21 protein-coding genes are annotated in these 26,683 nt (G+C 38.3%); 10 read left to right on the top strand and 11 right to left on the bottom strand.

What is annotated here, in order from left to right; all coding sequences use genetic code 11:
• Positions 1 to 45: 45 nt before the first annotated feature.
• Positions 46 to 1,524 (bottom strand): pyridoxal phosphate-dependent decarboxylase family protein, encoded by a 1,479-nt coding sequence (locus ACNKXV_RS12565; RefSeq protein WP_417908089.1) that lies wholly within the window; start codon positions 1,522 to 1,524, stop codon positions 46 to 48.
• Between the two features lie 142 nt (positions 1,525 to 1,666).
• Between ACNKXV_RS12565 and ACNKXV_RS12560 the strand changes: the two genes are divergently transcribed.
• Positions 1,667 to 2,311 carry a flavodoxin family protein gene (locus ACNKXV_RS12560; RefSeq protein ID WP_417908088.1) on the top strand — a complete coding sequence of 215 codons (645 nt, stop codon included), beginning with the start codon at positions 1,667 to 1,669 and terminating at the stop codon, positions 2,309 to 2,311.
• Positions 2,312 to 2,378: 67 nt separating this feature from the next.
• Here ACNKXV_RS12560 and ACNKXV_RS12555 read toward each other — a convergent pair whose 3' ends face one another.
• From ACNKXV_RS12555 to ACNKXV_RS12530, 6 genes are all read right to left on the bottom strand, one after another.
• Positions 2,379 to 3,383, bottom strand: a complete 1,005-nt coding sequence (locus ACNKXV_RS12555; protein WP_417908087.1) for a hypothetical protein — start codon at positions 3,381 to 3,383, stop codon at positions 2,379 to 2,381.
• 151 nt (positions 3,384 to 3,534) lie between these two features.
• Positions 3,535 to 4,743, bottom strand: a complete 1,209-nt coding sequence (locus tag ACNKXV_RS12550) for an MFS transporter (RefSeq protein ID WP_417908086.1) — start codon at positions 4,741 to 4,743, stop codon at positions 3,535 to 3,537.
• A 129-nt stretch (positions 4,744 to 4,872) separates the two neighbouring features.
• The gene (locus tag ACNKXV_RS12545; protein WP_417908085.1) at positions 4,873 to 8,082 is read right to left on the bottom strand and encodes a TonB-dependent receptor; all 3,210 of its coding nucleotides are present in this window, start codon (positions 8,080 to 8,082) and stop codon (positions 4,873 to 4,875) included.
• Positions 8,083 to 8,371: 289 nt separating this feature from the next.
• On the bottom strand, positions 8,372 to 8,719 hold the full coding sequence (locus ACNKXV_RS12540) for a response regulator transcription factor (protein ID WP_417908084.1): 348 nt from the start codon (positions 8,717 to 8,719) through the stop codon (positions 8,372 to 8,374).
• Positions 8,720 to 8,794: 75 nt separating this feature from the next.
• Positions 8,795 to 11,170, bottom strand: coding sequence for a PAS domain S-box protein (locus ACNKXV_RS12535; RefSeq protein WP_417908083.1), 2,376 nt, complete (start codon positions 11,168 to 11,170; stop codon positions 8,795 to 8,797).
• Positions 11,171 to 11,458: 288 nt separating this feature from the next.
• Positions 11,459 to 11,764 carry a hypothetical protein gene (locus ACNKXV_RS12530; protein WP_417908082.1) on the bottom strand — a complete coding sequence of 102 codons (306 nt, stop codon included), beginning with the start codon at positions 11,762 to 11,764 and terminating at the stop codon, positions 11,459 to 11,461.
• Positions 11,765 to 11,995: 231 nt separating this feature from the next.
• Between ACNKXV_RS12530 and ACNKXV_RS12525 the strand changes: the two genes are divergently transcribed.
• Positions 11,996 to 12,508 carry an adenine phosphoribosyltransferase gene (locus tag ACNKXV_RS12525; RefSeq protein WP_417908081.1) on the top strand — a complete coding sequence of 171 codons (513 nt, stop codon included), beginning with the start codon at positions 11,996 to 11,998 and terminating at the stop codon, positions 12,506 to 12,508.
• Here ACNKXV_RS12525 and ACNKXV_RS12520 read toward each other — a convergent pair.
• Positions 12,505 to 12,657 carry an SsrA-binding protein gene (locus ACNKXV_RS12520; protein WP_417908080.1) on the bottom strand — a complete coding sequence of 51 codons (153 nt, stop codon included), beginning with the start codon at positions 12,655 to 12,657 and terminating at the stop codon, positions 12,505 to 12,507. The two genes, ACNKXV_RS12525 and ACNKXV_RS12520, sit on opposite strands and share 4 nt — an antisense overlap.
• Before the next feature lie 164 nt (positions 12,658 to 12,821).
• On the opposite strand from ACNKXV_RS12520, the gene ACNKXV_RS12515 reads away from it, so the two are divergent.
• From ACNKXV_RS12515 to ACNKXV_RS12485, 7 genes are all read left to right on the top strand, one after another.
• A complete protein-coding gene (locus ACNKXV_RS12515) occupies positions 12,822 to 13,766 on the top strand; it encodes a calcium/sodium antiporter (RefSeq protein ID WP_417908079.1) in 945 nt (314 codons plus the stop codon).
• Positions 13,767 to 14,278: 512 nt separating this feature from the next.
• Positions 14,279 to 16,465 carry a glutamine synthetase III family protein gene (locus ACNKXV_RS12510; RefSeq protein WP_417908078.1) on the top strand — a complete coding sequence of 729 codons (2,187 nt, stop codon included), beginning with the start codon at positions 14,279 to 14,281 and terminating at the stop codon, positions 16,463 to 16,465.
• Positions 16,466 to 16,593: 128 nt separating this feature from the next.
• Positions 16,594 to 17,775: an AIR synthase related protein gene (locus ACNKXV_RS12505; RefSeq protein WP_417908077.1), complete on the top strand. Its 1,182-nt coding sequence runs from the start codon at positions 16,594 to 16,596 to the stop codon at positions 17,773 to 17,775.
• A gap of 96 nt (positions 17,776 to 17,871) precedes the next feature.
• On the top strand, positions 17,872 to 18,528 hold the full coding sequence (locus tag ACNKXV_RS12500; protein WP_417908076.1) for a hypothetical protein: 657 nt from the start codon (positions 17,872 to 17,874) through the stop codon (positions 18,526 to 18,528).
• A 122-nt stretch (positions 18,529 to 18,650) separates the two neighbouring features.
• A complete protein-coding gene (gene prfA, locus ACNKXV_RS12495) occupies positions 18,651 to 19,727 on the top strand; it encodes a peptide chain release factor 1 (protein WP_417908075.1) in 1,077 nt (358 codons plus the stop codon).
• 97 nt (positions 19,728 to 19,824) lie between these two features.
• Positions 19,825 to 20,643 (top strand): orotidine-5'-phosphate decarboxylase, encoded by an 819-nt coding sequence (pyrF, locus tag ACNKXV_RS12490; RefSeq protein ID WP_417908074.1) that lies wholly within the window; start codon positions 19,825 to 19,827, stop codon positions 20,641 to 20,643.
• Between the two features lie 9 nt (positions 20,644 to 20,652).
• The gene (locus ACNKXV_RS12485) at positions 20,653 to 21,426 is read left to right on the top strand and encodes an ABC transporter substrate-binding protein (RefSeq protein WP_417908073.1); all 774 of its coding nucleotides are present in this window, start codon (positions 20,653 to 20,655) and stop codon (positions 21,424 to 21,426) included.
• Here the strand turns inward: ACNKXV_RS12485 and ACNKXV_RS12480 are convergent.
• Both ACNKXV_RS12480 and ACNKXV_RS12475 read right to left on the bottom strand, forming a co-directional pair.
• Positions 21,407 to 21,607, bottom strand: coding sequence for a Lacal_2735 family protein (locus ACNKXV_RS12480; protein ID WP_417908072.1), 201 nt, complete (start codon positions 21,605 to 21,607; stop codon positions 21,407 to 21,409). The genes ACNKXV_RS12485 and ACNKXV_RS12480 overlap by 20 nt on opposite strands.
• 153 nt (positions 21,608 to 21,760) lie before the next feature.
• Entirely contained in the window at positions 21,761 to 22,468 is a 708-nt protein-coding gene (locus ACNKXV_RS12475; RefSeq protein WP_417908071.1) for a DUF4197 domain-containing protein, read from the bottom strand.
• 253 nt (positions 22,469 to 22,721) lie between these two features.
• Here ACNKXV_RS12475 and ACNKXV_RS12470 point away from each other — a divergent pair, with 253 nt between their 5' ends.
• Entirely contained in the window at positions 22,722 to 26,177 is a 3,456-nt protein-coding gene (locus ACNKXV_RS12470) for a methylmalonyl-CoA mutase family protein (protein WP_417908070.1), read from the top strand.
• A gap of 61 nt (positions 26,178 to 26,238) precedes the next feature.
• On the opposite strand, the gene ACNKXV_RS12465 is transcribed toward ACNKXV_RS12470, so the two are convergent.
• Positions 26,239 to 26,637 (bottom strand): hypothetical protein, encoded by a 399-nt coding sequence (locus ACNKXV_RS12465; protein ID WP_417908069.1) that lies wholly within the window; start codon positions 26,635 to 26,637, stop codon positions 26,239 to 26,241.
• Positions 26,638 to 26,683 lie beyond the last annotated feature (46 nt).

Raw genomic sequence — 26,683 nt, 5'->3', positions numbered from 1 at the left:
AAAGCAAAAAGTCCCAATATTTATTGGGACTTTTTTTTATTCAATCTATTGAAATTTATTTCCCTTATAAACCTGCTTATTCCTCGATTCCAATTTCCCGGTTTCGTTTTGAATTAATTTTAAAAGCAACTGGATATCTTTTAGATGAGTGCGGTAAATTAATATTGCCACCCGAATCCAGAAAACTCCGTTAATACTGGTAGAGGAAAGGAAGATGCGCCCATCTTTTCTTAAAGCTTCCAATAGTTCAGCATTCCACGTATTTGGATCTGAATTTTCAGGTACATATCTGAAAGTAGCTACGGAGAGTTGAGGTTCCGGGCCTGCTTCAAAATTTGGAATTTTTTGAATTTCCTGATGAAAATAATTAGCCAGCAATAACTTTTCCTCGAGCGCAGCCCGAAACGGTTTTAAGCCAAATAACTTCAAAGGCAGCCACAATCGCATCCCTCTAAAATGTTTGGTTAGTTCCGGGGAAATATCAGCAGGGGATAGCTCCTGGTTAGAGGCATGGGTGTCCTGCATATAGTCTGCCAGATAATGATGCACAGCGAGTAAAAACTTTTTATCCTTTACCAGAATCGCTCCGGTTCCAAAGGGTAGGAACAAAGACTTGTGAGGATCCAAAGTGATAGAGTCGGCCTTTTCTACGCCCTTAAATTTTTCGGAAAGAGAAGGTACAAGTTTAAAAAAGCCACCATAGGCTGCATCTATATGGTGCCAGAGCTTAAATTTTATGGCTATTTCAGCTATATCATCAATGGGGTCTATAGCTCCGGTATTGGTTGTTCCCAGGGAGCTATTGATAAAAAATGGGATCAAACCATTTTGTTGATCCTGTTCGATCTGTGCCTGAAGGCGTTCCGGAATTAGCCTCAGTTTGTCATCTAGTGGAATATATCTTAAAGTTGCTTCATTTAAGCCGGCAATACGAATGGCCTTTTGCAAGGAATGATGAGCCTGTTCAGATAAATAAATTACTGCGCGTTCAAAGTCCCGGGCCTTCAATCCCTTTGCTTCCCTGGCAGTTACCAGGCCAATCAGGTTGGCTATAGATCCTCCGGAGGTTAAATTTCCTGCAGCGCTGGCCGGAAAACCAATCAGATCACTCATCCATTTAAGTAACCTGTTTTCCAGTTTTACTGCTCCGGGTGCAGCAAAGAATACTCCGGCATATCGATTGCTCACTGCTGCAATATAATCGCCCAGGGCTGAGGGATATAAGCCTCCACCCGGAATGTATCCCATATGCCCTGCTGAGGCCGGGTTTATTCCGGTATTATCGATATGTGTTGTGATTGTTTCTAATAATTCAGGTAATCCAGAAGCTTCTTCCTGAACATCGAATTCTTCAGGCATACCAGAATTAGTTGAATCTGGCTGATGGTAAGCTTTTTCTTCTTCGATATTATTTAAAAAGGTATGGGCATATTTAAAAACCTGAGCATCCCATTCTTCTTTCTGAATACTTCCCGGGTCTAGTTGTCTTGAGGTTATTTCAAGGGTTTTGATTCTGTCTATCATACCCGAAAAATAGTTAAAAGGAAATTTTTCAGGAAGTCCACTCTCATAAATGTCTAAGAAAAGCCTATTACTTATTATTTAACCAGTTCTTAACTACCTTTGTTTCTGATTTTAATTAGGTTAAGAAAAAAACATGGAAAAAATGAAGGCACTATTTCTAAACTGTACACTGAAAAAATCACCTGAAACTTCAAATACCGAAGCATTTATAAATAATGCAATTGGGGCTTTTAAGGAACTGGATGTTGAAGCTGAAGTTGTTCGGATTGTGGACTATGACGTAAAATTTGGAAATACTTCAGATGAAGGTGAAGGAGACGAGTGGCCAGTAATTCTGAATAAAATAAAAGAAGCAGATATGTTGATAATTGCCACTCCAATCTGGAGAGGTGACAGGAGTGCGGTAGCCAAACTGGTTAACGAGCGAATGGACGGTATAATGACGGAAGCCAATGAAACAAACGGCCAAATGCCGACTTATAATAAGGTTGCCGGAGTGATGGTAGATGGAAATGAAGATGGCGCAAAGAAAGCAATTTCAAGTATCGTGTTTGACCTTTCTGAACAGGGCTTTAGTATTCCCGTAAATGGATTTTGCTATTATGTTGGAGAGGCAGGACCCGGTCCAAGTTATATTGAAGCGGAAGGAGATAAACATAAATTCACCAATAATATGATGTTGCTTATGGCTCATAATATGACCCATCTGGCCAGAACATTAAAAGAAAAACCCTATCCCACGCAGGTAGAGGAAATAGGTAAAAAGGCCGAAAAAATGAGCCAGTAGAAATTGATCAAATAAAAAAGCCTCTCTACGAGGCTTTTTTTTAATTAATTATCAACGAGGAGTAGTTCTAATTTGATACTACGAATGTTTTAAGCATATTTCTTTCAATAGCTTTAGGTGTTTCAGAAATCAGAACATATTGTCCCGGTTTTAGATTGGCGGTAAAATAAGTGGTGGTTCCGGCAGGGGCCTCCTGTGAACCTCCCAGGAATTCAAAACCTTCAGGCGCCGGTGTTCTAAATGCCTTGATATTGGCAGAGTCAATCCAATCTGCCAAAACCTTCACATCTTTGCCTTCTTCCATTTTAACCAGGTTCACGTCATGGCCTACAAAGTTTTCGTAAAGCTTTTGATCTTCAAAAGTAACTCCAAAAGTATAACTGCCGGCTGAAACCTTCTCCCGGTCAAATTTGATTCCTTCGGTGCCGGAAATTGAAATGTTTAGATCGGCTTCTGGAGCATCCTGTTTGCTTTGTTTTTCTGTCACTTTAATTTCCTTCAGCATTCCCATAAAAACATGAGGAGTGCCATCGGGCATTCTAATATAGCATTCCATAGCATACAGGCCCGGTTCCAGATTAATGGTGGTCTCAGAAGTCCGTTTTGGAGAAAGTAGCCCGGAACCTCCGGAAAATACTACCTTAAAAAACCAGGCTGGAATCTTTTCATAGGCTTTCATGCCTTCTTCTGTTTTCCCCTCATTCATCAGGCCGAAGGCCTTTTTAAAAGGAGGGATCAGCTCTTCTTTGTATTCCTTGATCGTGATACTATCTGGTAATTTCTCAAAAATGAAGAAGTGAATCTCATTAGACCGGTTTTCGTATCGAAAGGTATTCCAGCCGGAAGGAATTTCATCTGGCATGTTAAAATCCATTGCCTTAGTGAGAACCTTTATCGGTTTGTTCTTCTTTTCTTCTGAAACCTGGACTTTTGTTTCATTTGCTTTTTCATCAGAATCGGTAGCCGATTGATTTTCATTTTTACAGGCAGTAAATAGTGCAATTACTACAAAAACTAAAAGATAAATAGAACTCACAGGAGTTCTTAGATCAGGTGGAGTGATCTTTCTCATAATGTTGGATTTAGTTGGTTGTTATTTTAAATATACTGATTTTCAGTTATTTGTAAATTCTAAGTTTTTTAATTTGTTCAATATGAAACCAAAAACAATAAAAAAAGCCCCCTGCTGGCGAGGGGGCTTTCAATCATTATAAAAGATGGTATCAGATCTTCGGCATTCTTATTTTTATAATCAGGGATGAGATGATGGTGATGAAACCTATCAACAGGATAGCATAGGTAACTCCAAAAAGATCTGCCGTGATCCCGGATATCACCGCCCCAATGGCATAACCCAGATCTCGCCAGAGTCTAAAAGTGCCAATACTTTCTGCTCTTTGCTGCGGATTGGTCACCTGGGCAATAGTAGACAGGAAAGTAGGGTAAACCAAAGCGGTTCCCAGTCCTAATAATCCTGAAAGGATGGCAAGCAGGAAAAATTCGGTGGTGAAAGGAATTAATAAAATTGCAAGTCCCTGAGCAAGCATCCCCCAAAAGAGCATTTTCTTTTTTGAATATACATCAGACATTTTCCCGGTGAACAGCTGCCCAATTCCCCATACCGTGGGGTAGATTGCGGCAATGATCCCTATATTTTCTGTTCTGTAACTAAAGGAAAGGAGAATGATGGGTAGTAGGCCCCAGATCATCCCATCGTTCAAATTATTTACAAGTCCTGCCTGAGTAACAGAGCTTAATGTTTTATTGGTGAAAGTGGTTTCCAGGAAAATATTTACGAGTTCTCCTTTATCGTTGCTGGCATGTTCTTTTTTGACAAATACCTTGGTGTCTCTTACCATTAATAGCGTGATTAAAAATCCCAGGATAGAAATGCCAATTCCAAGGTAGAAGGGGTAAGGCGTGATGCCGTATCTGTCAGCAATATAAGCTGAAAGAAATGCCATAAATCCAACTGCAAAATAACCTGAAAATTCATTCAGGCCCATTGCCAGGCCACGATTCTTTTCTCCAACCAGATCTATTTTCATCACTACCGTGCTGCTCCAGGTCAATCCCTGATTTATTCCTAAAAGGATATTGGCAAAAATTACCCAGTTCCAGTGAGTAGCATTTATAAGAATAAAAGGCACCGGGATGGCAAATAACCAGCCTGCGAGTAAAAGGTTTTTACGGCCTATTCGGTTTGCCAGTTTTCCGGCGAAAAAGTTGGCAATGGCCTTTGTAATCCCGAAAGCTATAATAAAAGATAGGATGGCAGTTTTTGAGGCTATTCCAAATTCAAGACTTGCGAACTCCGGGAAAATTGTTCTTTCAAGACCAATCATAGCGCCCACAAAGGCATTTATTATAACGAGAATAACAAACTGTTGCCAGTTTTCTTTAAGGCCTAATTGAATATTTTCCTCTGCCATCAAAATTAGTTTGGGTAAGCAAATTTAAAATGAATCTTTCGGTTTAAGCGTAAACCAGGTTACATAAATAATTTTCAAAAAAAAACAGCCTCATAAAGAGGCTGTTTTAAATTATAAGAGTGAATTACCTTAGAAGATATAACGTAACCCAACCTGGGCCTGCCATCTTGAATCTAAACTAAAGTCATTACCAAAGGTTCTTTTCTGAGACTTATCAAAGCTGTAAACTGGAGTATTGGTTTCATCAACAGTTACACCAATTGGCTGGTCGTTAACCGGTCTTTGAATAACTCCCCAGTCAGAATTCAATAAGTTTCCAAAATTCAGAATATCTAAACTAAACTGAATAGTATTCGTTTTAGTTTCTCCTACCTTAATATCGTAATCCTGAAGGAATTTAACATCCCAACGTCCTCTCCATGGGCTAAGAGCAGCATACTTTTCAGCATACTCACCTCTGCGTCCGCTTAGATATTCGTCCTGAGCGATGAATGCATCTAAAGCCGCACGTTGTTCAGCTTGTTCCTGCTCATCTCCTGTGAATCTATACGAAGCCAGTTCAGACTGAGTTGGAACATAGATAAGGTCGTTTAATACAGATCCATCATTGTTGATGTCTCCTGAATAGGTGTAAGAGAATCTACCTCCCTGAGCGTACTCATAGAATGCACCAATAGAAGTTCTCCACTGCTTACGGTCTCCGTAGCTGAAGGATTTGTTCAATTGTCCAACAATTCTATGCTTGTCACCGTATCTTGAATTTGTGCTTCTGGCGACGTTTACGTTTCCAATAGCCGGGTTTCTGTCGTAAGCATCACTTGAAATTTCTGCATCCAGTGAACTTGCGTCTTCAGCTTTTAAGTAGTTATAAGCAACACTTGCATACAATCCGTTATCAAAAGTCTTCTGTAGTTTAGCTGACCAGTTGAAAGAGTATCCGACATCTGTATTAGAGAATACATATGCATTTGTAACTCCACCAAACTCATTTTTGGATCTGTCGGCATCTGTATAGATCACACGGTTATCAACACCATTAAGGTTTCCAGAAGGAGTAGATAATCCGTAGTTTCTAACTATTTGTGCATTTAGATCTTTAGTATAGATAATGTCTGTAGTTGCAAGGATTCCGTTCTCAAATTTGTAATCCAATCCTAAACTGTTTCTCCAAACCTGAGGATATTTAAAATCAGGCGCTGAAGTAGTATAGAAGAAGAAGTTAGGGTTAGCTACCTGGTTACCAATCCATACGAATGGTAATCTACCGGTAAATACACCTGTTCCTCCACGAATCTGGAAAGAATTATCACCTTTTACATCGTAGTTAAATCCTAATCTTGGGGAGAACAATAGTTTTTTGGATGGTAAATCTAAACTGTTAAGTTTAGTAGGATTTCCATTCTCGTCGAAGTAAGTAATACCTGGCTGGTAGTTTCCGTCAGGGAAAGTTCCACCGGCACTTCTCTCGATATTTTCTTTGATCTTATCCTGAGTATCAAAGTATAATGGCTGATCTACTCTAAGACCATATGTAAACGTGAAATCATCATTAATCTTCCATTTATCCTGCCCGTAAAATGCCAGCTGACCAACATTTGTTTCGGCTAATGCCCAAGATCCGTTTGAATTGTTAGTATCATAAACACTCTGAGCGTTAGTTAAAGCTGCTGCAAGAGTTCCATTGTTTACAGCATCTTCAAAACTTCCTGCTCCACCTCTTACGCTTGTGAAAGTATCAAAGAAAGTGCTTATTGGGTAATGACCCTGATCTGCGCCACCGTAATAGTCATAAAGACCTAAGTTAAAAGAGTTGTCAAATTCAAATTTCTCAAAACTTGCTCCTAAAGTAAAAGTATGGTTACCGGAAACAATGTTCATATTGTTTGTGATCTGGTAAACATGCTGCTTTAAAGTGTTATTGATAGAGAAAGGCTCATGACCTGCTACGATGTAACGCACTCCGTTTTCCATAATGTTGATTGGAGGTGCAGGATTTGAGAAAGGATCACGGCTGTCGTCAAAGAAAGTATATCCAGCCTGGAACTTGTTGGAAATGTTATTTCCAAAGTTAGAGTTTAATTCAAGTAGGAAAGAGTCAATGTTATTATTGATTCTGTATCCTGAATTTCTGAACTGAAGAGTTGTTAAATCCGGTCCTCTACGTCCAATCGCTTCACGGTTTGCCGGAAGGTCTCTGGATGCATTAAGGAAGTTATAGATAAATGCAACACGGTGATTTTGGCTGGCATTCCAGTCTAACTTAAAAATACCTTTGTTAGACTCTGTAATATGAGTGTAACCTTCGTATGGGCCTGTTTCGTATCCTAAGTTTCCAAGTTGAGTGGAAACATACTCTAGATCTTCTGCAGATACACGAGATACGTTAGATCCGGTTAAACCTGGTCTTGAAGCTACGAAGTTTGATCCAAGATCTTCTCTATCGTCTTTCTCGAAGTTAGCGAAAAAGAATAATTTATTTTTAATAACCGGTCCACCAATACTGGCACCATATTGTGCTTGTTTAAGGTCCGGTACAAGAATATCGTCACCGGCAACTTTATCTCCGGTCATGTCCTGATTACGGTAGAATCCGTAAACAGTTCCTTTAAATTCATTAGTACCACTCTTGGTTACTGCATTTACAGAAGCTCCGGTAAATCCAGCCTGAGTTACATCATATGGAGCGGTAGAAACCTGGATCTGGTCTATGGCATCAAGAGATACAGGTTGCGCGTTTGTTTGTCCACCCGGGGTAGCTGCATCCAATCCAAAAGGGTTGTTGAAGATAGATCCATCTAGACTAAAGTTGTTAAACTGGTCGTTTCTTCCTCCAAAAGATCCATTGCTGGAAGCAGTAGGTTCTAAACGGTAGAAATCTGCTGCCGATCTTGAAATCGTAGGTAGAGCTTTTAATTCTCTGCTTCCAATACTGGTTTCAGCTCCCGTACGATCACTATTGATGACCTGATTTTTTGATGCGGTAATAACAACTGCATCAAGTTGTGTAGCATCTGAAACCATTTCGATGTCTACATTGTAAGTTTGTCCAAGATTTAACTGGATCCCATCAAGAACTGAAGTTTTGAATCCAACGTAACTAACAGAAATCTTGTAGGGTCCACCTACTCGCAGGTTTAAAAGTTTAAAGCCTCCGTCAAAATTTGTTACGGCACCATAAGTTGTACCTGTAGGTGTGTGAACGGCAGTAACATTCGCTCCGGGAAGTGGATTGTTCCCCTCATAGAAAACTTCTCCGCTAATCTCTGCTGTGGTAACCTGAGCCTCAGCAGTGAGGATGTTTAGAATTGCTAAAGAAAATAGCACTAATAGTCGTTTCATGTTTGATTTGTGTTGTGTTATTAAATTTTGTGCAAAAGTAATATATCATTTCTAACTCTTAAACCTGTTATTAAAAAATTATTTGTGGCTATAAAATCGTGAACAACAACGGGATAAGCCCTTTGTTTAAAAGAGAATGAATAGGAGGAGAGGGTTTGGTGAAATTTTAACCGAAACAGAATTTTGTAATTAACCCTTCAGGTTAGGGTTAAATTTCTGCTAAAATTCAAGGATGCAGTCTGGAAGTTGAAAGACTTAATCGCTTTCTAAGAAAAATTGAAATTCTAATTCAGTACTTTTCTAATCGGCTATAAAGCTCTTCGATATCGAATGGTTTTTTAATAAAATCATTGGCGCCGGAATCATCGGCAATGGAGGGGTCTGCATGAGCAGACATTAGTACAATTGGAACCTCATTTTTATCCTGTGAGTTCTTCAGGTTTTTACATAATTCAACTCCGTTTCCATCAGGGAGCATAATATCTAATAAAATAAGATCCGGTTGCTCATTATTGATCCTTTTTTCGAAAGAAGTGGCATTAGGGAAAGCTTCGACATCATATTCCTTATCTTCTAAAAGAAAAGAAATAAGATCCCTTAATCCATGATCATCTTCTACCAAAAAAATCTTCTTCATTTCCAACTTTAATTACTACAAATATATAATCCTCTGTTTTTTTGTCCCAATTGGTTTTGTTAAAACGGGTAGATTTTAATTCTCGTTAATATTCAACGGGATGCTAAAATAAAATTTTGATCCTTTTCCAACCTCACTTTCTACAGCTAATTCCCCCTGATGTGCGGCAATTATTTGCTGACTTAAATATAATCCCAAACCAAGACCGTTAATTCCCTTGGTGGATTCGGCACGATAAAACCTGCTGAAAACCTTTTTCTGTTGCTCAGGATTTAATCCCAAACCTTCATCTATTACGCTAACGATGGCTTTGTTTTTATTATGAGTCAATTCTAAATAAACCTTATCTGCATGAGGAGAATATTTTACAGCATTGCTTAATAGGTTATTAAGGACCTGTTCTATTCGTTGCCTGTCGGCATTAATGATCAAAGGCTTCTCTCCAAGATTGGTTATTAGTTTATGACTGCTTTCACTGTAATTAAAAGTCTCTTCCAAATCCTGCAGCATCTCCCTCAGGTCGAAAACCTCGTAATTAAACTCAAGTTTTCCGGCTTCAATTCTGGACATATTCAACAGGTCGTCAATTAAGGTGTTTAATCGATCGGCCTGAACAATGGTTTTGGTTAAAAATCGCTTATAGGAAGGTTCTTCTATCTTTTTTTCAAGGATCTGTAAATACCCTTTAATTGTGGTTAACGGAGTTTTAAGTTCGTGACTGGCCAGGGCAATAAATTCGTCCTTTTTCTCACTTAAAGAAATAACTCTTTCAAATAATTGGGAGTTATCAAGAGCTACCGCGGCCTGAGATGCGATATTCCTAACCATAATCTCATGTTCTTTAGTGAACCTGGCTTTGTCTGGATGTCCAAAAATTAATCCGCCAATTATGTTACCTGAGTTAGATATAACCGGAACTGCCATATAACTTGTGACCTTCAAATTTTCTGAAGGCATGCATTGAAAAGGAGGTTCCTGCCCGTATCGGGAATCTTTAGTAATATCATCAAGTCTTACAATTTCCTGATTGGTGAAGGTGGGTTCGAAAAATTCGGTATACCTCGGTTTTCCAAAGGTTTCTACTGCTGCTTTTGGAGCACCGGATAGGGTGTATAATACCAGTTTTTCACCGGTGTCTTTTTCTTTGTTATAGAAAAAGGCTCCAAATTTTGCTCCGGACAGTTTTGTGGTAGCATCAGTTACTTTCTGTAAAACTGTTTCTATATCAAGTTTGGAAGAAATGTCTTTTCCAACAGAATTAAGAATTCTCAACTTTTCAACGAAGTTCTCAATCTTCTTTTTGGACTTAACCTGTTCCTCAATATTTCGGGCAATTTTTGATGCGCCAATTATATTTCCTTTACTGTCCTTAATTGGAGAAACGGTTAGAGAAACAGGAATCTTTGTGCCGTCTTTCCTTACCCGAATTGTTTCAAAGTGCTCGATACGCTTCCCGGAATGTATATTGCTTAATATATGTTCTTCTTCCTGAAGACGGTTTTTTGGGATCAGGATGGTAATGGATTTGTCTAGTACTTCTTCTTCTTTATAGCCAAATATTCTGGTAGCTCCTATATTCCAGCTCTTAATTATTCCGCAAAGATCCTTACTAATAATGGCGTCATCACTGGATTCCACGATTGCTGAAAGTCTCGCCTGTTTTTCTTCTCCTTTTAATCTTTCTGAAATATCTCTTGCCACCTTGGAGGCGCCAATTATTTTACCAAAATCATCCTTAATAGGAGAAACGGTAAGTGATAATGGAATTTTTGTTCCGGATTTGGCTACCCTTACAGTTTCAAAATGATCCAGGGATTTACCACTTTTTACCGTTCCAAGGATAAGTTGTTCCTCCTGAAGACGGTTCTCCGGAATTAAGATGCTAATGTGTTTATTAAGAACTTCCTTTTCTGTATATCCGAAAATCTTTTCTGCTCCTTTATTCCAGCTGGTTATAATTCCATCAAGGTTTTTACTGATAATAGCATCATTGGACGATTCAACTATGGCTGAAAGCGTATTCTTTTTTAGGGCAATCTTTTTAAATGGACTGTGTTGTTTAAAACTAAACTGGTAGTCAATTATATTATTATTGTCATCCCGGTAAATCCGGGTGCTCATCACATGAGGGATGTCATCAGTCTTACTCAGAAAAACCTTTAGATCCGGCTGCGCTTTTCCTTCTTTTATAACCTTAGTTAAAGGGGAATCCTTATCAGGTATTTGGTTTCCTAAAGCATCTAAAAATGAAATTATCCCATTTTCAAAAATTGAATTACCTACTTCAATTGGTTTCGATGATAATTCACAAAAGGAGGTATTAAAAAATTTAATTATCCCTTTTGGATTACAAATTAAAATGGGAATGGGTAGATCATTTAAAAATCTCTTATAATCACTGTTTTTAAATTCTGATGGTAAAAGCTTTTCGGACTTAACTGGGTGAGACATAATTTGTTGGTAGAGAATTAGTAAAACACCAAATAGTAAGTAATATTTACGATCGAGAATATAGTGGTTACGCTAATTCTCTATATTACGTGCAATTTACCCCTGACCCTAAACATTTACTAATTTTTTAATAAAAGTTTAAGATGGTGTTAAAGCTTCTATCTTAAGTTTTAAAAGCGAGAATAAGCAAATATTAAGGAGAGAAAAGGGGCGCAAAAAAAATTGTAAAGAAATAAATTAAGGACGGTTGGCGGGTTTCCCGAATATGTATATTTGTTGAATATATTTTTAGAGGGAAGCGGCAGATTTTAATGATTCAGGAATAATTGAATCAGGAACTCCAAGGTTTTGCATATGGTCCAGAATATTCAGTTTTACACAATCTTCGATTTGTCCCATTTTAATCCTGTAGCAGGACTTTCTTATATATACTTCATTTTTATGGAAAATTTTTGAAGTGACATCGAGATCGATTATTTCATCCTTGACTCTGGTAGAAATATAATAATTAAAGTTAATCTCTGATGCATCTTTTAAAGGTTGGTCGCAGTTTTGGGGAGTATAAATATCCTCTCCTAACTTTAAATACTTCATAATCATTCCACTTAAAAAATTTCACTTTTCAAGATATTCAATGACATGAATCTCTATTGACGCAAAACAAAATTAAATGGATGCAAATGCTTTAAATTAAAAGAAAGCAGAGTGTGCAGGATCTTTCGGGAGCAGTATAAGGTTTAAACTTAAAGAATTTTGGTAGTGCGTAAATTTTTAGAAATTGCGATGCTTACTAGAAATAAGAATTGGTTAAATAGCAAAACGAAGATGGATTTACAAAACTATGTAAGGGATATAAAGGATTTTCCCAAAGAAGGGGTTACCTATAAGGATATAACACCATTACTGTTATCACCGGAAGCTACCAACTTTGCTCTGCAGCAATTTGTGGTGAAATTGAAGGATATGAGGATTGACAAAGTTGTTGGAATTGAATCCAGAGGTTTCTTTTTTGGAACTTTACTGGCCAAGGAGCTCAATGTTGGGTTTATTCCTGTTAGAAAACCCGGTAAACTTCCCGCGGAAACGCATACTGAGAGTTATGATCTGGAATATGGAAAGGATACTCTGGAAATTCATGCCGATGCCATTAAAAAAGGGGAGCAAATCTTATTGCATGATGATGTCCTGGCGACTGGAGGGACGGCGAAAGCTACCTGCAATCTTATAGAAAGATGTGGGGGAGAAGTGGTTTACTGTAATTTCCTTGTGAAGTTACTCTTTTTAAATGGAGGTGAGAAACTTAATAATTACAACGTACATTCTTTGATAGAATATTAATCCAGAGAATTTTTTGTTACCCATAATTTCCAGCCTATTACAGCCATCTGGAATTTAGTGGCCTTTTGAAGATCCAGTCGTTTTTTGGAATAACTGGGCAGTACTTTTTTATTTAACCTGGATAAGATTTTAAATACTTTCTTCTTCATCAGTAGTTTCAAGTTCTTCCAAAGATACAAACTTATTGTATTATGAATCCAGGTGGAGAAATCAGTCTTAGTATAGCCCAAACTTTATAAAAGTTCTAACAGGGCCATAAGGCTTTTGTACCGTATTTTGTATCAAAACCTATATCTTCGCCAAAAATTGAGATATGAGCATTGTTTACTTACTCATTGGATTTGTTTTACTGGTAATTGGAGGAGAGTTTCTGGTTAGAAGCTCTGTTGCACTTAGCCTTAAACTAAATATTTCCCGAATGGTGATTGGGCTCACCGTGGTCTCTTTTGCCACTTCCGCACCGGAACTTCTGGTAAGCTTACAGGCAGCGATCGATGGTTTTTCTGATATTTCTCTTGGGAACGTAATAGGTTCAAACATTGCTAATATAGGTTTGGTTCTGGGATTAACCGCTATGGTGTCTCCAATTACTGTAGATCGCGATTTTTACAGGATAAACTGGCCTATAATGATGGTCTTTTCCATTCTACTATATTTTTTCCTTTTAAGTAATAATGAATTAACGAGAATTGAAGGGGGAGCTCTAATGCTTGGGCTTGTTCTGTATTTATTTATTCTCATTAAAAGATCGCGGCGAAAGGATAAAGTTATAGTGGAAGAGGTAGATGAATCACTACGGCAGGTACGTGGCTTTAAAATGACCATGTGGTTGTTAATTGGAATTTTCGCATTATGGGGAGGTTCAGAATTACTGGTAATGGGAGCAGTGGACCTTGCTACTCAGCTTGGGATTAGTGAACGAATAGTATCCGTGACTATTATTGCCATTGGAACCAGTGTGCCGGAACTTGCCGCTTCTTTAATCGCAGCAATGAAAAAGGAAAAAGCCATATCCCTTGGAAACCTTATTGGCTCCAATATCTTCAATATAGCTTCGGTGCTTGGTCTTACTGCTATAATTAAGCCTATCGTGATTCAGTCTGGTGAAATTTTGACCAATGATATGTTCTGGATGCTGGGGATTGCCTTTGTTTTATTGCCAATGTTATTAATTCCTAAAGTTTCGGAACTTGGTCGTAAGGAAGGTTTCGCCCTCTTATTAGCTTACTCCGTATTCATTATTCTTACTGTTATTTAATTAGTAAATCTTCCCGGCCTTATTTAATTATTTCTGAAGGAGGAAAAACTCTTATTCAGAATTAAAATTTTCTGCTGTGCTATAAACAAAATAGCTTGGCGATTTCGAGTTTCTTATTGAGCTGAAAATTTTATCCTTATAAGATCTTTCAGAATAATAAAAGTCGAAAAAAAAACTCTCTTCTGAGTTTTCGCAGTACTTCCGTACATATATCAGGTTAAATTTTTCTTTAAGCGATTTAATGATATTTCTCTCATTTCGGATTAATTCGCCAAACACTTATTAAATTCATCTTAAACCCTTCCCTGATTAGGGTTTCAAATATTAAAATAAGGTTAAAATATTTATACCCCCTATAAAAAATAGGGGTAGGTTTGTGGAAAGTTATATTTTTTTGAAAAACCCATCTAATTTTGATGCAATAGTCATATCTTCGCAACTTAATTTTTATAATCCAGAGGATTATGATTATTACGATCAAAAATCAACTACTTAAATATTAAAATACAACTATGTCAACTTTAAGATTTCAAGCTTTAAAAGAAACTTTAAACAGGAAGCCTTTAAAGATCGAAGAGCCTAAAAGGCGATCGGAGATTTTTGGCAGTAATGTCTTTAACGAGGCTGTAATGCGACAGTTTCTTACCAAAGAGGCATATACCAATGTTATTGAGGCAATGAAAACCGGGAAAAAAATTGACCGGAATGTAGCCGATCATATTTCTACCGGAATGAAGGAATGGGCAATCTCTAAAGGAGTTACTCATTACACTCACTGGTTTCAGCCATTAACAGGGGCTACTGCAGAGAAACATGATTCATTTTTTGAGCCTATTGGTGATGGTCTTGCAATCGAAAAGTTTGGAGGAGGCCAATTAGTACAACAAGAACCGGATGCATCAAGTTTCCCGAATGGAGGAATTAGAAATACTTTTGAAGCAAGGGGTTATACCGCCTGGGATCCAACATCTCCGGCTTTTATCTGGGGGACCACTCTTTGTATTCCTACAGTTTTTGTTGCCTATACAGGAGAGGCATTAGATAATAAAACACCTTTATTAAGAGCTTTGCAGGCAATTGACCAGGCCGCTACCGATGTTGCAAAGTACTTTGATAAGAATGTAAAAAAAGTGAATGCTACTCTTGGATGGGAGCAGGAATATTTCCTTATTGACTCTGCGCTGGTTGCTTCAAGGCCGGATATTTCATTGACGGGAAGAACCTTATTAGGTCATTCTCCGGCAAAAGGTCAGCAGTTGGATGACCATTACTTTGGATCAATTCCATCAAGAGCCATTGCTTATATGATGGATCTTGAGATCGAATGTATGAAGCTTGGAATTCCGGTAAAAACACGACATAACGAGGTGGCTCCAAATCAATTTGAGCTTGCTCCAATTTTTGAAGAAGCCAACCTTGCCGTAGATCACAACTCACTTATCATGGATGTGATGAAGAAAGTTGGGGAAAGACATAATTTAAGCGTGCTAATGCACGAGAAGCCATTCGCCGGAATTAACGGAAGTGGTAAGCATAATAACTGGTCACTGGCTACAGATACCGGAGTGAATTTACTTTCTCCCGGATCAACTCCAATGAAGAACTTACAATTCCTTACATTTTTCGTAAATACTATCAAAGCAGTTTACGATCATGAAGAATTGTTAAGAGCAGCTATCGCCAGTGCATCGAATGATCATAGATTGGGAGCAAATGAGGCACCGCCAGCAATTCTTTCAGTATTTATTGGATCTCAGTTAACCAAGGTTCTTGACGAACTTGAAAAAGTGACTGACGGGAAACTTTCTCCACAGGAAAAAACCGATCTTAAGCTGAATGTAGTTGGAAAGATCCCGGAAATTTTACTGGATAACACCGACAGAAACAGAACTTCACCTTTTGCCTTTACAGGTAATAAATTTGAATTCCGTGCTGTTGGATCCCTTGCAAACTGTGCCGGAGCTATGACTGTTCTTAACAGTATAGTTGCTAAGCAGCTTAAGGACTTTAAGATTGAAGTTGACAAGTTGATCAAGGACAAGAAAATGAAGAAGGATGATGCCATCTTCAACGTTCTTAGAGAATACATCAAAAAATCTAAAAAGATTCGTTTCGAAGGAGATGGATACGGGGAAGCCTGGGAAAAAGAAGCTAAAAAGAGAGGCCTTAGTAATAACAGAACTACTCCAATCGCTTTAAAAGCACAGGTTAAAAAAGAAACCATCGCTTTATACAAAGAGTTGGAAGTAATGAATGAAACTGAGATCCAGGCTCGTCATGAAATCGAACTTGAAGAATACGCAATGCGTATCCAGATCGAAGGTCGTATTCTTGGAGATATTGCAAGAAATCACATTATCCCAACTTCTATCAGATACCAAAATATCCTTATCAAGAATGTAAAAGGATTAAAAGATATCTATGGTGAGGAATATACCAGACATGCTAAGGAGCAATTAGAGATCCTGGAAAGCATTTCTGCTCATATTGCGAAAATCAACTCTAATGTGAATGCCATGATCGAGGCAAGAAAAGTTGCCAATAAAATTGAGGATGCAGAGGAGAAAGCAATTGCATATTGTGACGATGTAAAACCTTATTTCGAAGAGATTAGATACCACTGTGATAAACTTGAATTGCTTGTGGACGACGAACTTTGGCCATTGGCAAAATACAGAGAATTGCTATTTACCAGATAACAATCTGTTAACAATAACATTTTGATAAAAAAACCACGCTGCGAAGCGTGGTTTTTTATTTTAATCCTTCATATATTTTATTAGTACCCTCGAAACTATTTATCTTTGAAACCTTTAAGCAATAAGCCATGAGTAAAGAAGTAAGTAAAAGATATGCCGGCAGAGGTGTTTCAGCTGGAAAAGAGGATGTTCACAATGCCATTAAGAATGTGGATAAAGGCCTTTTTCCTCAAGCCTTCTGTAAGATCGTTCCAGATCATTTAACCGGAAGCGATGATCATTGCCTTATCATGCATGCCGATGGGGCTGGTACAAAATCTTCTTTGGCTTATATGTATTGGAAGGAAACCGGAGATATTTCGGTTTGGAAAGGAATTGCTCAGGATGCGCTTATTATGAATATTGATGATCTTCTATGTGTTGGAGCTACAGATAATATCCTGCTTTCTTCAACAATTGGAAGAAATAAAAATCTTATCCCGGGAGAAGTAATTTCAGCTATAATAAATGGTACTGAAGAACTGATTTCAGAATTACGAGAATTTGGTGTGGAGATTCATTCCACCGGAGGAGAAACGGCCGATGTTGGGGATCTTGTTCGAACCATTATTGTTGATTCTACGGTTACAGCAAGAATGCGAAAAGACAAAGTGATCAATAATGCCAATATCAAACCCGGAAATGTAATTGTAGGCCTGGCTTCATTCGGGCAGGCGAGTTATGAGAAGGAATATAACGGCGGGATGGGAAGTAACGGACTTACTTCTGCAAGACATGATGTATTCTCAAAAGACCTTTCAGAAAAATATCCGGAAAGTTTTGATAGTGCTATCCCCGATGAACTTATCTATTCCGGAACCAAAAATCTAACCGATGCCGTGGATGAAAGTCCGCTTGATGCCGGGAAGCTGGTGCTATCACCAACCAGAACGTATGCGCCCGTGATCAAAAAGATCTTAACCGAGCTGGGAAGTGATAAGATAAATGGGATGGTTCACTGTAGTGGAGGAGCCCAAACCAAGATCCTTCATTTTATTGATAAACTTCACATTATTAAGGATAACCTCTTTAAAACTCCGCCTCTTTTTAAACTGATTCAGCAAGAAAGTAAAACCGACTGGAAGGAAATGTATCAGGTTTTTAACATGGGTCACAGAATGGAGTTGTATATTGAAGAAAAATATGCTGAAGAGGTAATTGAAATTTCCAAATCGTTTAATATTGATGCTCAGATTATTGGAAGTGTAGAAGCTTCCAATTCAAAAAGTCTGACCATTAATAGCGAACACGGAGTTTTTAATTATAGCTAACACATCAGCCGGTAAAAATATTGGTAACCCTACACCATCATGCCATCCTGGTTTAAAATTTTAGTGTTTTTATTATTGATCCTTAATTTTTTAGGGATGTATTATCTCGGGGACATTCCGGGAAGGTATTTTAGAACCGGAACTATGTTGGTGTTTTTGGTGGCTTATGCGCTAAGGTTCTATTTGAATAAGATATTCCTGGCAGTATTCATCTTCTTTACCCTATGTGATATTTTTCTGGTGTTTTACGAGCAAATAGAGTTTACGGCGCTTACATATATCACCAGAATTACTGCATATTTTTTAATGGTTGCTTATTTATATCCATTTCTTCATCGGCTAAAGCTAAGCGCTTTTACTGGCCTGATTAGTTTGTTTGTTATAAGTATTAATGTGTACCTGATCTCTATTATGGTGGAGTCTGTGCCGGAGGCTATGCAGAGCAGTACCTTCCAGCCATTATTCTATCTATTTGGAATTGCTTTACTGGCTCAGGCAGCCTTTGCGTTTTCTTATCATAGTCGTTTTGCAACAAAGCAATCCTTCTTTCTGGTAATCGCAAGCTTTGGGCTTATCTTTTCAGATGTTACCTATTATATCGCCTATTATTTAGGTTTTAATGGGTTCTTCTTTATCGATCGATTTTCCAACATTCTTGGAATTGCATTTTTGCTGGCCTTTTGTGCTTATACGGCACAGGATATCGAACCTGAAGCTGTGAAAATTCCACAGCTTTCAGATGACGAAAACTAACTGCATTACTGAATTTTTCAGATTTTAAAACTTTTCTAATTGTCTTCTAAAGCCTTTAAAGCTTTCTCTTTATAATCATGCAAAAAATCGTAAATTTGCTAACCTAAATTCAGTGCGAGTATATGATAGATAGACTTAATATCGTAAAGCAGCGTTTTGATGAGATCAACGATCTTATTATTCAGCCGGATGTAATTTCAGACCAGAAACGATATATCGAATTAAATAAAGAATATAAAGACCTCAAGGCTCTAATGGATGAGCGTGAGAAATATATAAGCTTGACCAGTAATATTGAGGAAGCCGAAGAGATCATTAAAGATGGGAGTGATCCTGAAATGACCGAAATGGCCAAAATGCAGCTGGACGAAGCCAAGAAACAACTTCCAGAACTGGAGGAAAAGATAAGAATGATGCTTATCCCTAAAGATCCGGAAGATTCCAAGAATGTGGTGATAGAGATTCGTGGTGGAACCGGAGGAGATGAGGCCAGTATTTTTGCAGGGGATCTTTACCGTATGTATACCAAATATGTGGAAAGCAGAGGCTGGAAACATAATATTGTAGATTTTAGTGAAGGTACCAGTGGTGGATTCAAGGAAATGATTTTTGAAGTTTCCGGAGAAGATGTTTATGGGACCATGAAGTTCGAGGCGGGAGTTCACCGTGTACAACGTGTGCCTCAAACCGAAACTCAGGGAAGAGTACATACCTCAGCCGCTACGGTAATGGTGTTGCCGGAAGCTGAAGAATTCGATGTGGAGATCGATCCAAAAGATGTTCGAATAGATTATTTCTGTTCTTCTGGTCCTGGAGGTCAGTCTGTGAACACTACCTATTCTGCGGTGCGATTGACTCACGAGCCAACCGGACTTGTAGCTCAATGTCAGGATCAAAAATCTCAGCATAAGAACAAGGAGAAAGCCTTCCGCGTACTAAGGTCAAGATTATATGAACAGGAGCTGGCCAAGAAAATGGAAGCAGATGCCGCTAAAAGAAATTCTATGGTTTCCAGTGGTGACCGTAGTGCGAAGATTAGAACCTACAATTATGCGCAAAGCCGGGTGACAGATCATAGGATCAACCTTACCCTGTATGATCTTTCAAACATTATTAATGGAGACATTCAAAAGATCATCGACGAATTACAGCTTGCTGAAAACACAGAAAAACTGAAAGAGAATTCAGATATACTTTAAATAACTCTTAATTCCCCCGAATCTGATTCGGGGGAATGTTGTTTTATGCCGAATTATTTTTAGCTTAACCGAATAAACTCTTATTCAAAACCTGCACATGACTACACAGGAACTTACCGAACAGATATTTAAAAAGAAATCATTTCTATGTATAGGGCTGGATACAGATATTGACCGTATTCCAACTTATTTATTATCTGAAAAAGATCCTGTTTTTAGTTTCAATAAAGCCATCATTGATGCAACGCATTCCTATTGCGTGGCATATAAACCAAATATCGCTTTCTATGAAGCTCTTGGGGTAAGTGGCTGGAAGGCTTTAAAGAAAACCATTGAATATTTACATTCTGAATATCCCGAAATTTATACAATCGCAGATGCGAAAAGAGGTGATATTGGGAATACATCAAAAATGTATGCTAAGGCATTTTTTGATGATCTTGGTTTTGATTCCATTACTGTCGCCCCTTATATGGGTAAGGATTCCGTTGAGCCATTCCTGGACTTTACCAATAAGCATACAATTCTACTTGCGCTAACTTCGAATGAAGGAGCATTTGATTTTCAAACTAAGAAAATTGGAGATCAGGAATTGTATAAGGAGGTTATTAAAACTTCCAGAACCTGGAATAATTCTGAAAATCTAATGTATGTGGTGGGAGCAACCAAGGCAGAATATCTAAGGGAAATAAGGAAGATCGTTCCTGAAAATTTCCTGCTTGTGCCGGGGGTTGGTGCCCAGGGTGGAAGTCTTGAAGAGGTTTGTAAATACGGACTAACTAAGAATGTTGGGCTGCTTGTAAATTCATCCCGAAAGATAATCTACGCTTCAGATTCTTCAAATTATGCTGAAATTGCTGCGGCTATGGCTGAATCTGTTCAGAACCAGATGGCTGATGAATTAGCTAAACTTTAAATTTCCTTCATGAAATTTCAGGATCAGTTACATAGAGAAATTGAACTTGAAACCGTTCCAAAACGTATCATATCCCTTGTACCAAGTCAAACTGAACTTTTGGTAGATCTTGGTCTTGAAAGTTCTATAATTGGAATTACCCACTTTTGCGTTCATCCGGCAAGTCTGCGTGATTCAAAAACTGCAGTTGGAGGTACTAAAAAAGTAAATTTTAGAAAGGTAAGAGAGCTGAAACCGGATCTTATACTTTGTAATAAGGAAGAGAATACCAAAGAGATGGTGGAAGAGCTCATGACAATCGCTCCGGTACATTGTAGTGATATAAGTGATCTTGAAGATAATGCTGAATTGATCCGGATGTATGGTGAAATTTTTGACTGTGAAGAGAAAGCTTCAGATCTTAACCGGCGAATAGACGAAAAGGTAAAAGACCTGCAGCAAGTTGTTGAGAATTCAAGGGAAAAGAAAGTGGCGTACTTTATTTGGAAAAAACCCTGGATGATAGCTGGTAAAGGGACTTTTATAGATAAGATGCTTCAGCTAAATAAGTTTGAGAACATCTGTTCAAAAGCCCGGTATCCGGAAATTTCTCTGGAAAAATTGAAAAACAAAACTTTAGATCTTTGTCTGCTTTCTTCAGAACCTTTCCCATTTGAAGAAAAACATAAGGAGATTTTTACCGGCCTTGCCGATGAGGTTCTTATTGTGGATGGTGAATACTTTAGCTGGTATGGTAGCCGTTTAATTAAAGCAATGGATTACTTTAAGAGTTTGCATTCCTAGTTTCCTCCACCAGTCGGCTATTCATCCGGCGGATTTCTGCCAATATCTTATTTGCTCTTGAATTAAGCTGGTCACTTTTCTCTTTATCTACTAAAGCAATTTTATAAGCCTGTTCCATTAGCCTGCTGTATTTTTCACAAAGGCGTTCTTCTCTTGTTTTATTATCAAAAATTCTAAACATATTCTCAATTATATACCCGGTTTCCTCCGCATTATCACTTTACAAAACTAAGGTTCATTTATCATACATAATTATAATGCACAGTTAAGCTTGATTTAAAAAGTGGTTTAAAATCAGTGAATTGTGTTAAAAATATAAGAGAAAATTAGCTTTTTAGGAATTGTCCTGAAGCGCAAAAACCCTTCTCAGGATATTTGTGGTTCTGGATTGTAAGTTATTTCTTATGTCTTTTTCTTCTTTGGCAATCATAAAAAATACACCTTCGAGTGCTTCCCCGGTAACATAATCGGCTAAATCTGGATTTACATTTGAGGTAATGGGAAGTGCATTATACCTTTCAATTATGTTTGCCCATACTTGCGTGGCTCCAACCTTATCCAGAGAATTGGTAATTATGGGATTAAATTTTCCATATAATTCAGTTCTGGTTTTGGAAGAAAGATATGTAGTTGCGGCGTCATCGCTTCCTAGTAAAATATTCCGGGCATCATTAAAATTGATTTCGGTTACCGCTTTGGCAAAAACCGGAATTGCTTCTCCCACGGCATCTTCGGCAGCGCGGTTAAGTACCAATAGACCTTTATCGGCAAGATTGTCCAGCCCTACATCCCGAAGCGTTTTATCTACCTTTTGAAGTTCCGGCGGGAGTGTTATTCTAACAAGTTCATTGGCGAAAAAACCATTTTCACTGGCAAGTCCTGTAACTTCTTTTTCTATTCCAAATTGCAGAGCTTGCTTTAGGCCGGAATTTATATCATTTTCAGATACCGAATAAGGCCCCGGCATTTGTGTAGCGATCTGCTGGAGTTCTGCGCACGAGCTAAAAATTAGAATTGCAAAGACCGAAAATAATTTTTTCATGGGAATGGATTTTCTCAAATATAAATGCTCTTCTTAATAGAGCCTTTTTCTAAGCGTTATAATAATACTAAAATTGCAATGGCTTGCTGGTTTTAAATAAGCCTGGAATTTTTTTAAACCGAAAACACTTGGTGAAAAAGCAAATTTTAGGTTTAAAACAATTGCATACTTTCCACTATACTATTCCTATTGAAAGCTTAGAAATTTTACAATTTTCGTAAATTGCAGCTCTTAAAACCTCTAATTATTAGAAATGGAACAACAAACCCCATATAAACCTAAAAATAAAATAAGAATTGTAACTGCAGCTTCACTGTTTGACGGTCACGATGCAGCCATTAATATTATGCGTCGTATCATTCAGGCGACCGGTGTTGAGGTGATTCACCTTGGTCATGACCGTAGTGTAGAGGAAGTTGTGAATTGTGCGATTCAGGAAGATGCGCAGGCCATTGCCATGACTTCTTATCAGGGAGGACATACCGAATACTTTAAGTATATGCATGACCTTTTGGAAGAAAAAGGAGCCGGACATATCAAGATCTTTGGTGGTGGTGGAGGAGTTATCCTGCCGGAGGAGATCAAGGAATTGATGGACTACGGGATTGACAGGATTTATGCTCCGGATGATGGAAGGGAAATGGGACTACAAGGGATGATCAATGATATGATCCAGCGTGTAGACAATGAAGTTCCGGATCTTCAGGATACTGAGAATGTTTCTAAAAATGTTCAAAATCGCCACGTAAATACGATTTCCAGATTGATCTCTCTTGCCGAGAACAGGCATGAAGAGTTCGATAAATATTTCGATAAGGAATCATTTGAAACTAAAAATACTCCTGTTCTTGGAATTACCGGGACAGGTGGATCAGGGAAATCCAGTTTGGTGGACGAATTGGTACGCCGATTTCTAATGGATTTTCCGGAAAAACATATCGGGATAGTATCTGTGGATCCTTCGAAGAAAAAAACCGGTGGTGCACTGCTTGGAGATAGAATTCGAATGAATTCTATCAATCATAAAAGGGTTTACATGCGTTCCCTTGCTACCCGTCAGGCAAACCTTGCTCTTTCAAAACATGTAGCTGAAGCGGTAGATGTATTAAAAGCTGCTCAATATGACCTAATAATCCTTGAAACTTCAGGAATTGGACAAAGTGATACCGAGATCCTGGACCATTCTGATGTTTCTCTTTATGTAATGACGCCGGAATTTGGTGCGGCTACCCAGCTGGAAAAGATTGATATGCTTGATTTTGCCGATCTGGTGGCTATTAACAAATTTGATAAACGTGGCGCTCAGGATGCCTTAAGAGATGTAAAGAAACAATATCAGCGCAACCATCAATTATGGCATGCCGATGCTGAAACTCTTCCGGTTTTTGGAACTATTGCCTCTCAATTCAACGATCCGGGAATGAATACGCTTTATAAAAGCATCATGGATAAGGTGGAGGAGAAAACCAGTTCCGGACTTACTTCAACCTTTGAGATCTCTAAGGAAATGAGTGAGAAGATCTTTGTGATCCCTCCAAACCGAACCAGATATTTATCTGAAATCGCTGAAAATAACAGAGCTTACGATCAAAAAGCGAGAACTCAGGTAGAGGTGGCGCAAAGGCTTTATGGAATTTATAAGACCATTGAGACTGTTGCCGGTATCAAAACCGAATTTGGAGAAGATCAGCATAAATATTTAAGTAAAAACGGAATAGATCAGGATGAGATCTATGAGGTTGCTGAAGATGGTCAGTCAGATTTCCTTAAGCTTCTTTTTGCCGAATTTGACAAGGTAAAAATGGACCTTGATCCATATAACTGGGAGATGATCCTGGCCTGGAATGAGAAGGTAACGAAATACAGAGATCCTATTTATAGTTTTAAAGTTCGTGATAAAGAGATCAAAATTGAAACTCATACAGAGTCGCTTTCCCATACTCAAATTCCAAAAGTAGCTTTACCTAAGTATAAGGCCTGGGGTGATATTTTGGGATGGTGTCTTCAGGAAAATGTTCCGGGAGAATTTCCTTATACCGCCGGATTATATCCGTTTAAAAGAACAGGTGAAGATCCTACCAGAATGTTTGCGGGAGAAGGTGGGCCTGAAAGAACGAACAGGCGTTTCCATTACGTGAGTCAGGGCTTACCTGCAAAACGTTTATCCACTGCTTTTGATTCGGTGACCTTATATGGTAACGATCCGGATCACCGACCCGATATTTACGGGAAGATCGGGAATTCGGGAGTATCGATCTGCTGTCTTGATGATGCTAAAAAGTTATACTCAGGATTCGATCTTGCAGATGCTATGACTTCTGTGAGTATGACCATAAATGGTCCGGCGCCAATGTTGCTCGGTTTCTTTATGAATGCAGCCATTGATCAGAATTGTGAGAAGTATATAAAAGAAAATGGTCTTGAAGATAAAGTAGAAGCAAAGCTTAAAGAGCTTTATGATGATAACGGCCTGGAACGACCTAAATATCGAGGAGAACTACCTGAAGGAAATAACGGATTAGGTTTAATGCTTCTTGGTGTGACCGGAGATCAGGTTTTACCTGCAGAGGTTTATGAAAAAATTAAAGCAGATACTATTAGCGTGGTTCGGGGAACCGTTCAGGCAGATATTCTAAAGGAAGATCAGGCGCAAAATACCTGTATTTTCTCTACGGAATTTGCTTTGCGATTGATGGGAGATGTTCAGGAATATTTCATTGAAGAAAAAGTTAGAAACTTCTATTCGGTTTCAATTTCCGGGTACCATATTGCTGAAGCCGGAGCGAACCCTATAACACAGTTAGCCTTCACTCTTGCTAACGGATTTACTTATGTAGAATATTATTTAAGCAGAGGGATGGATATTAATAAGTTTGGTCCAAACCTTTCCTTCTTCTTCTCAAACGGGGTAGATCCAGAATATGCTGTTATTGGTCGTGTTGCAAGACGTATCTGGTCAAAAGCCTTGAGAGATAAATATGGTGCTAATTCCAGAGCACAAATGCTTAAGTATCATATCCAAACTTCAGGGAGATCACTTCATGCCCAGGAGATCGATTTTAATGATATCAGAACGACTTTACAGGCATTGTATGCAATCTATGACAACTGTAACTCCCTGCATACTAACGCGTATGATGAGGCGATTACAACTCCAACTGAAGCTTCAGTTAGAAGAGCGATGGCAATTCAGTTAATTATCAATAAAGAGCTTGGACTGGCCAAGAATGAGAACCCGATCCAGGGATCGTTTATAATTGAAGAATTAACCGATCTGGTTGAGGAAGCAGTTCTGACCGAGTTTGACCGAATTACCGAAAGAGGTGGAGTGCTTGGAGCTATGGAAACCATGTATCAGCGTGGAAAGATCCAGGAAGAAAGCCTTTATTATGAAACTTTAAAACATAACGGAGATTATCCAATTATTGGAGTGAATACCTTCCTTAGTTCAACCGGTTCACCAACAGTAACACCGGGAGAAGTTATTCGTGCTACAGAAGAAGAAAAGGAAAACCAGATCAAAACTTTGGAAACCCTGCATAAAGCAAAAGAATCGAAAGCAGATCAAAGCCTTGAAAAGATCAAAAAGGCAGCTGTAAATAACGAGAACCTTTTCGAAGAATTGATGGAAGCTACCAAAGTGTGTTCCTTAGGGCAAATAACCCATGCTTTGTTTGAAGTAGGAGGTCAATACCGAAGAAATATGTAATTTCTAAGTTGATAGACAATAAAAAACCCGGAGTGAAAGCTCCGGGTTTTATTTTTTCTGGTTACAAGGTTAGTCGCCAGGTTTTTTGTAATCTTTTAAATTTCTGAATTTCCTTCCTTAAAATCCTGACAAATTCCCTTCCGTTGCTGTTCACATTTTCTAATCTTTCGCAGTTTCGTGAAAGCCTTTCGGTAAGATTAGAAATCGCAGAGACATACTGAGTTCTGGAATCCTGAAAGAATTCATTTTCGGCTTTCTCTATATTTGGGATAAGTGAATTTGAATATCTAATAATATCTCCGGTACAATAAACCATCGAATCTTCATGTCCCTTTTCATTAAGAACAGCGATATCTGGCAAAATATAATCTGAGATATGCCTGGATAAAATCATTATTTCCTTAGCCTTATAATATAAGGCCCGGCCTGGAGAATACTGATAATTAGAGTACGACGCCATCAAGCAATTTTTAATCTAATTTAAGCTTCAAAATCCTCATCTGTAT

The sequence above is a fragment of the Christiangramia aquimixticola genome, from assembly GCF_048285835.1.
GTDB classification, from domain to species: Bacteria; Bacteroidota; Bacteroidia; order Flavobacteriales; family Flavobacteriaceae; genus Christiangramia; species Christiangramia aquimixticola.
This window is presented reverse-complemented; position numbering and strand designations above follow the sequence as displayed.

Coding starts and splice junctions, on each gene's coding strand:
- ACNKXV_RS12565 (WP_417908089.1), bottom strand. CDS start 1,524: ATGATAGACAGAATCAAAACCCTTGAAATAACCTCAAGACAACTAGAC.
- ACNKXV_RS12560 (WP_417908088.1), top strand. CDS start 1,667: ATGAAGGCACTATTTCTAAACTGTACACTGAAAAAATCACCTGAAACT.
- ACNKXV_RS12555 (WP_417908087.1), bottom strand. CDS start 3,383: ATGAGAAAGATCACTCCACCTGATCTAAGAACTCCTGTGAGTTCTATT.
- ACNKXV_RS12550 (WP_417908086.1), bottom strand. CDS start 4,743: ATGGCAGAGGAAAATATTCAATTAGGCCTTAAAGAAAACTGGCAACAG.
- ACNKXV_RS12545 (WP_417908085.1), bottom strand. CDS start 8,082: ATGAAACGACTATTAGTGCTATTTTCTTTAGCAATTCTAAACATCCTC.
- ACNKXV_RS12540 (WP_417908084.1), bottom strand. CDS start 8,719: ATGAAGAAGATTTTTTTGGTAGAAGATGATCATGGATTAAGGGATCTT.
- ACNKXV_RS12535 (WP_417908083.1), bottom strand. CDS start 11,170: ATGTCTCACCCAGTTAAGTCCGAAAAGCTTTTACCATCAGAATTTAAA.
- ACNKXV_RS12530 (WP_417908082.1), bottom strand. CDS start 11,764: ATGAAGTATTTAAAGTTAGGAGAGGATATTTATACTCCCCAAAACTGC.
- ACNKXV_RS12525 (WP_417908081.1), top strand. CDS start 11,996: ATGGATTTACAAAACTATGTAAGGGATATAAAGGATTTTCCCAAAGAA.
- ACNKXV_RS12520 (WP_417908080.1), bottom strand. CDS start 12,657: ATGAAGAAGAAAGTATTTAAAATCTTATCCAGGTTAAATAAAAAAGTA.
- ACNKXV_RS12515 (WP_417908079.1), top strand. CDS start 12,822: ATGAGCATTGTTTACTTACTCATTGGATTTGTTTTACTGGTAATTGGA.
- ACNKXV_RS12510 (WP_417908078.1), top strand. CDS start 14,279: ATGTCAACTTTAAGATTTCAAGCTTTAAAAGAAACTTTAAACAGGAAG.
- ACNKXV_RS12505 (WP_417908077.1), top strand. CDS start 16,594: ATGAGTAAAGAAGTAAGTAAAAGATATGCCGGCAGAGGTGTTTCAGCT.
- ACNKXV_RS12500 (WP_417908076.1), top strand. CDS start 17,872: ATGTATTATCTCGGGGACATTCCGGGAAGGTATTTTAGAACCGGAACT.
- prfA (WP_417908075.1), top strand. CDS start 18,651: ATGATAGATAGACTTAATATCGTAAAGCAGCGTTTTGATGAGATCAAC.
- pyrF (WP_417908074.1), top strand. CDS start 19,825: ATGACTACACAGGAACTTACCGAACAGATATTTAAAAAGAAATCATTT.
- ACNKXV_RS12485 (WP_417908073.1), top strand. CDS start 20,653: ATGAAATTTCAGGATCAGTTACATAGAGAAATTGAACTTGAAACCGTT.
- ACNKXV_RS12480 (WP_417908072.1), bottom strand. CDS start 21,607: ATGTTTAGAATTTTTGATAATAAAACAAGAGAAGAACGCCTTTGTGAA.
- ACNKXV_RS12475 (WP_417908071.1), bottom strand. CDS start 22,468: ATGAAAAAATTATTTTCGGTCTTTGCAATTCTAATTTTTAGCTCGTGC.
- ACNKXV_RS12470 (WP_417908070.1), top strand. CDS start 22,722: ATGGAACAACAAACCCCATATAAACCTAAAAATAAAATAAGAATTGTA.
- ACNKXV_RS12465 (WP_417908069.1), bottom strand. CDS start 26,637: ATGGCGTCGTACTCTAATTATCAGTATTCTCCAGGCCGGGCCTTATAT.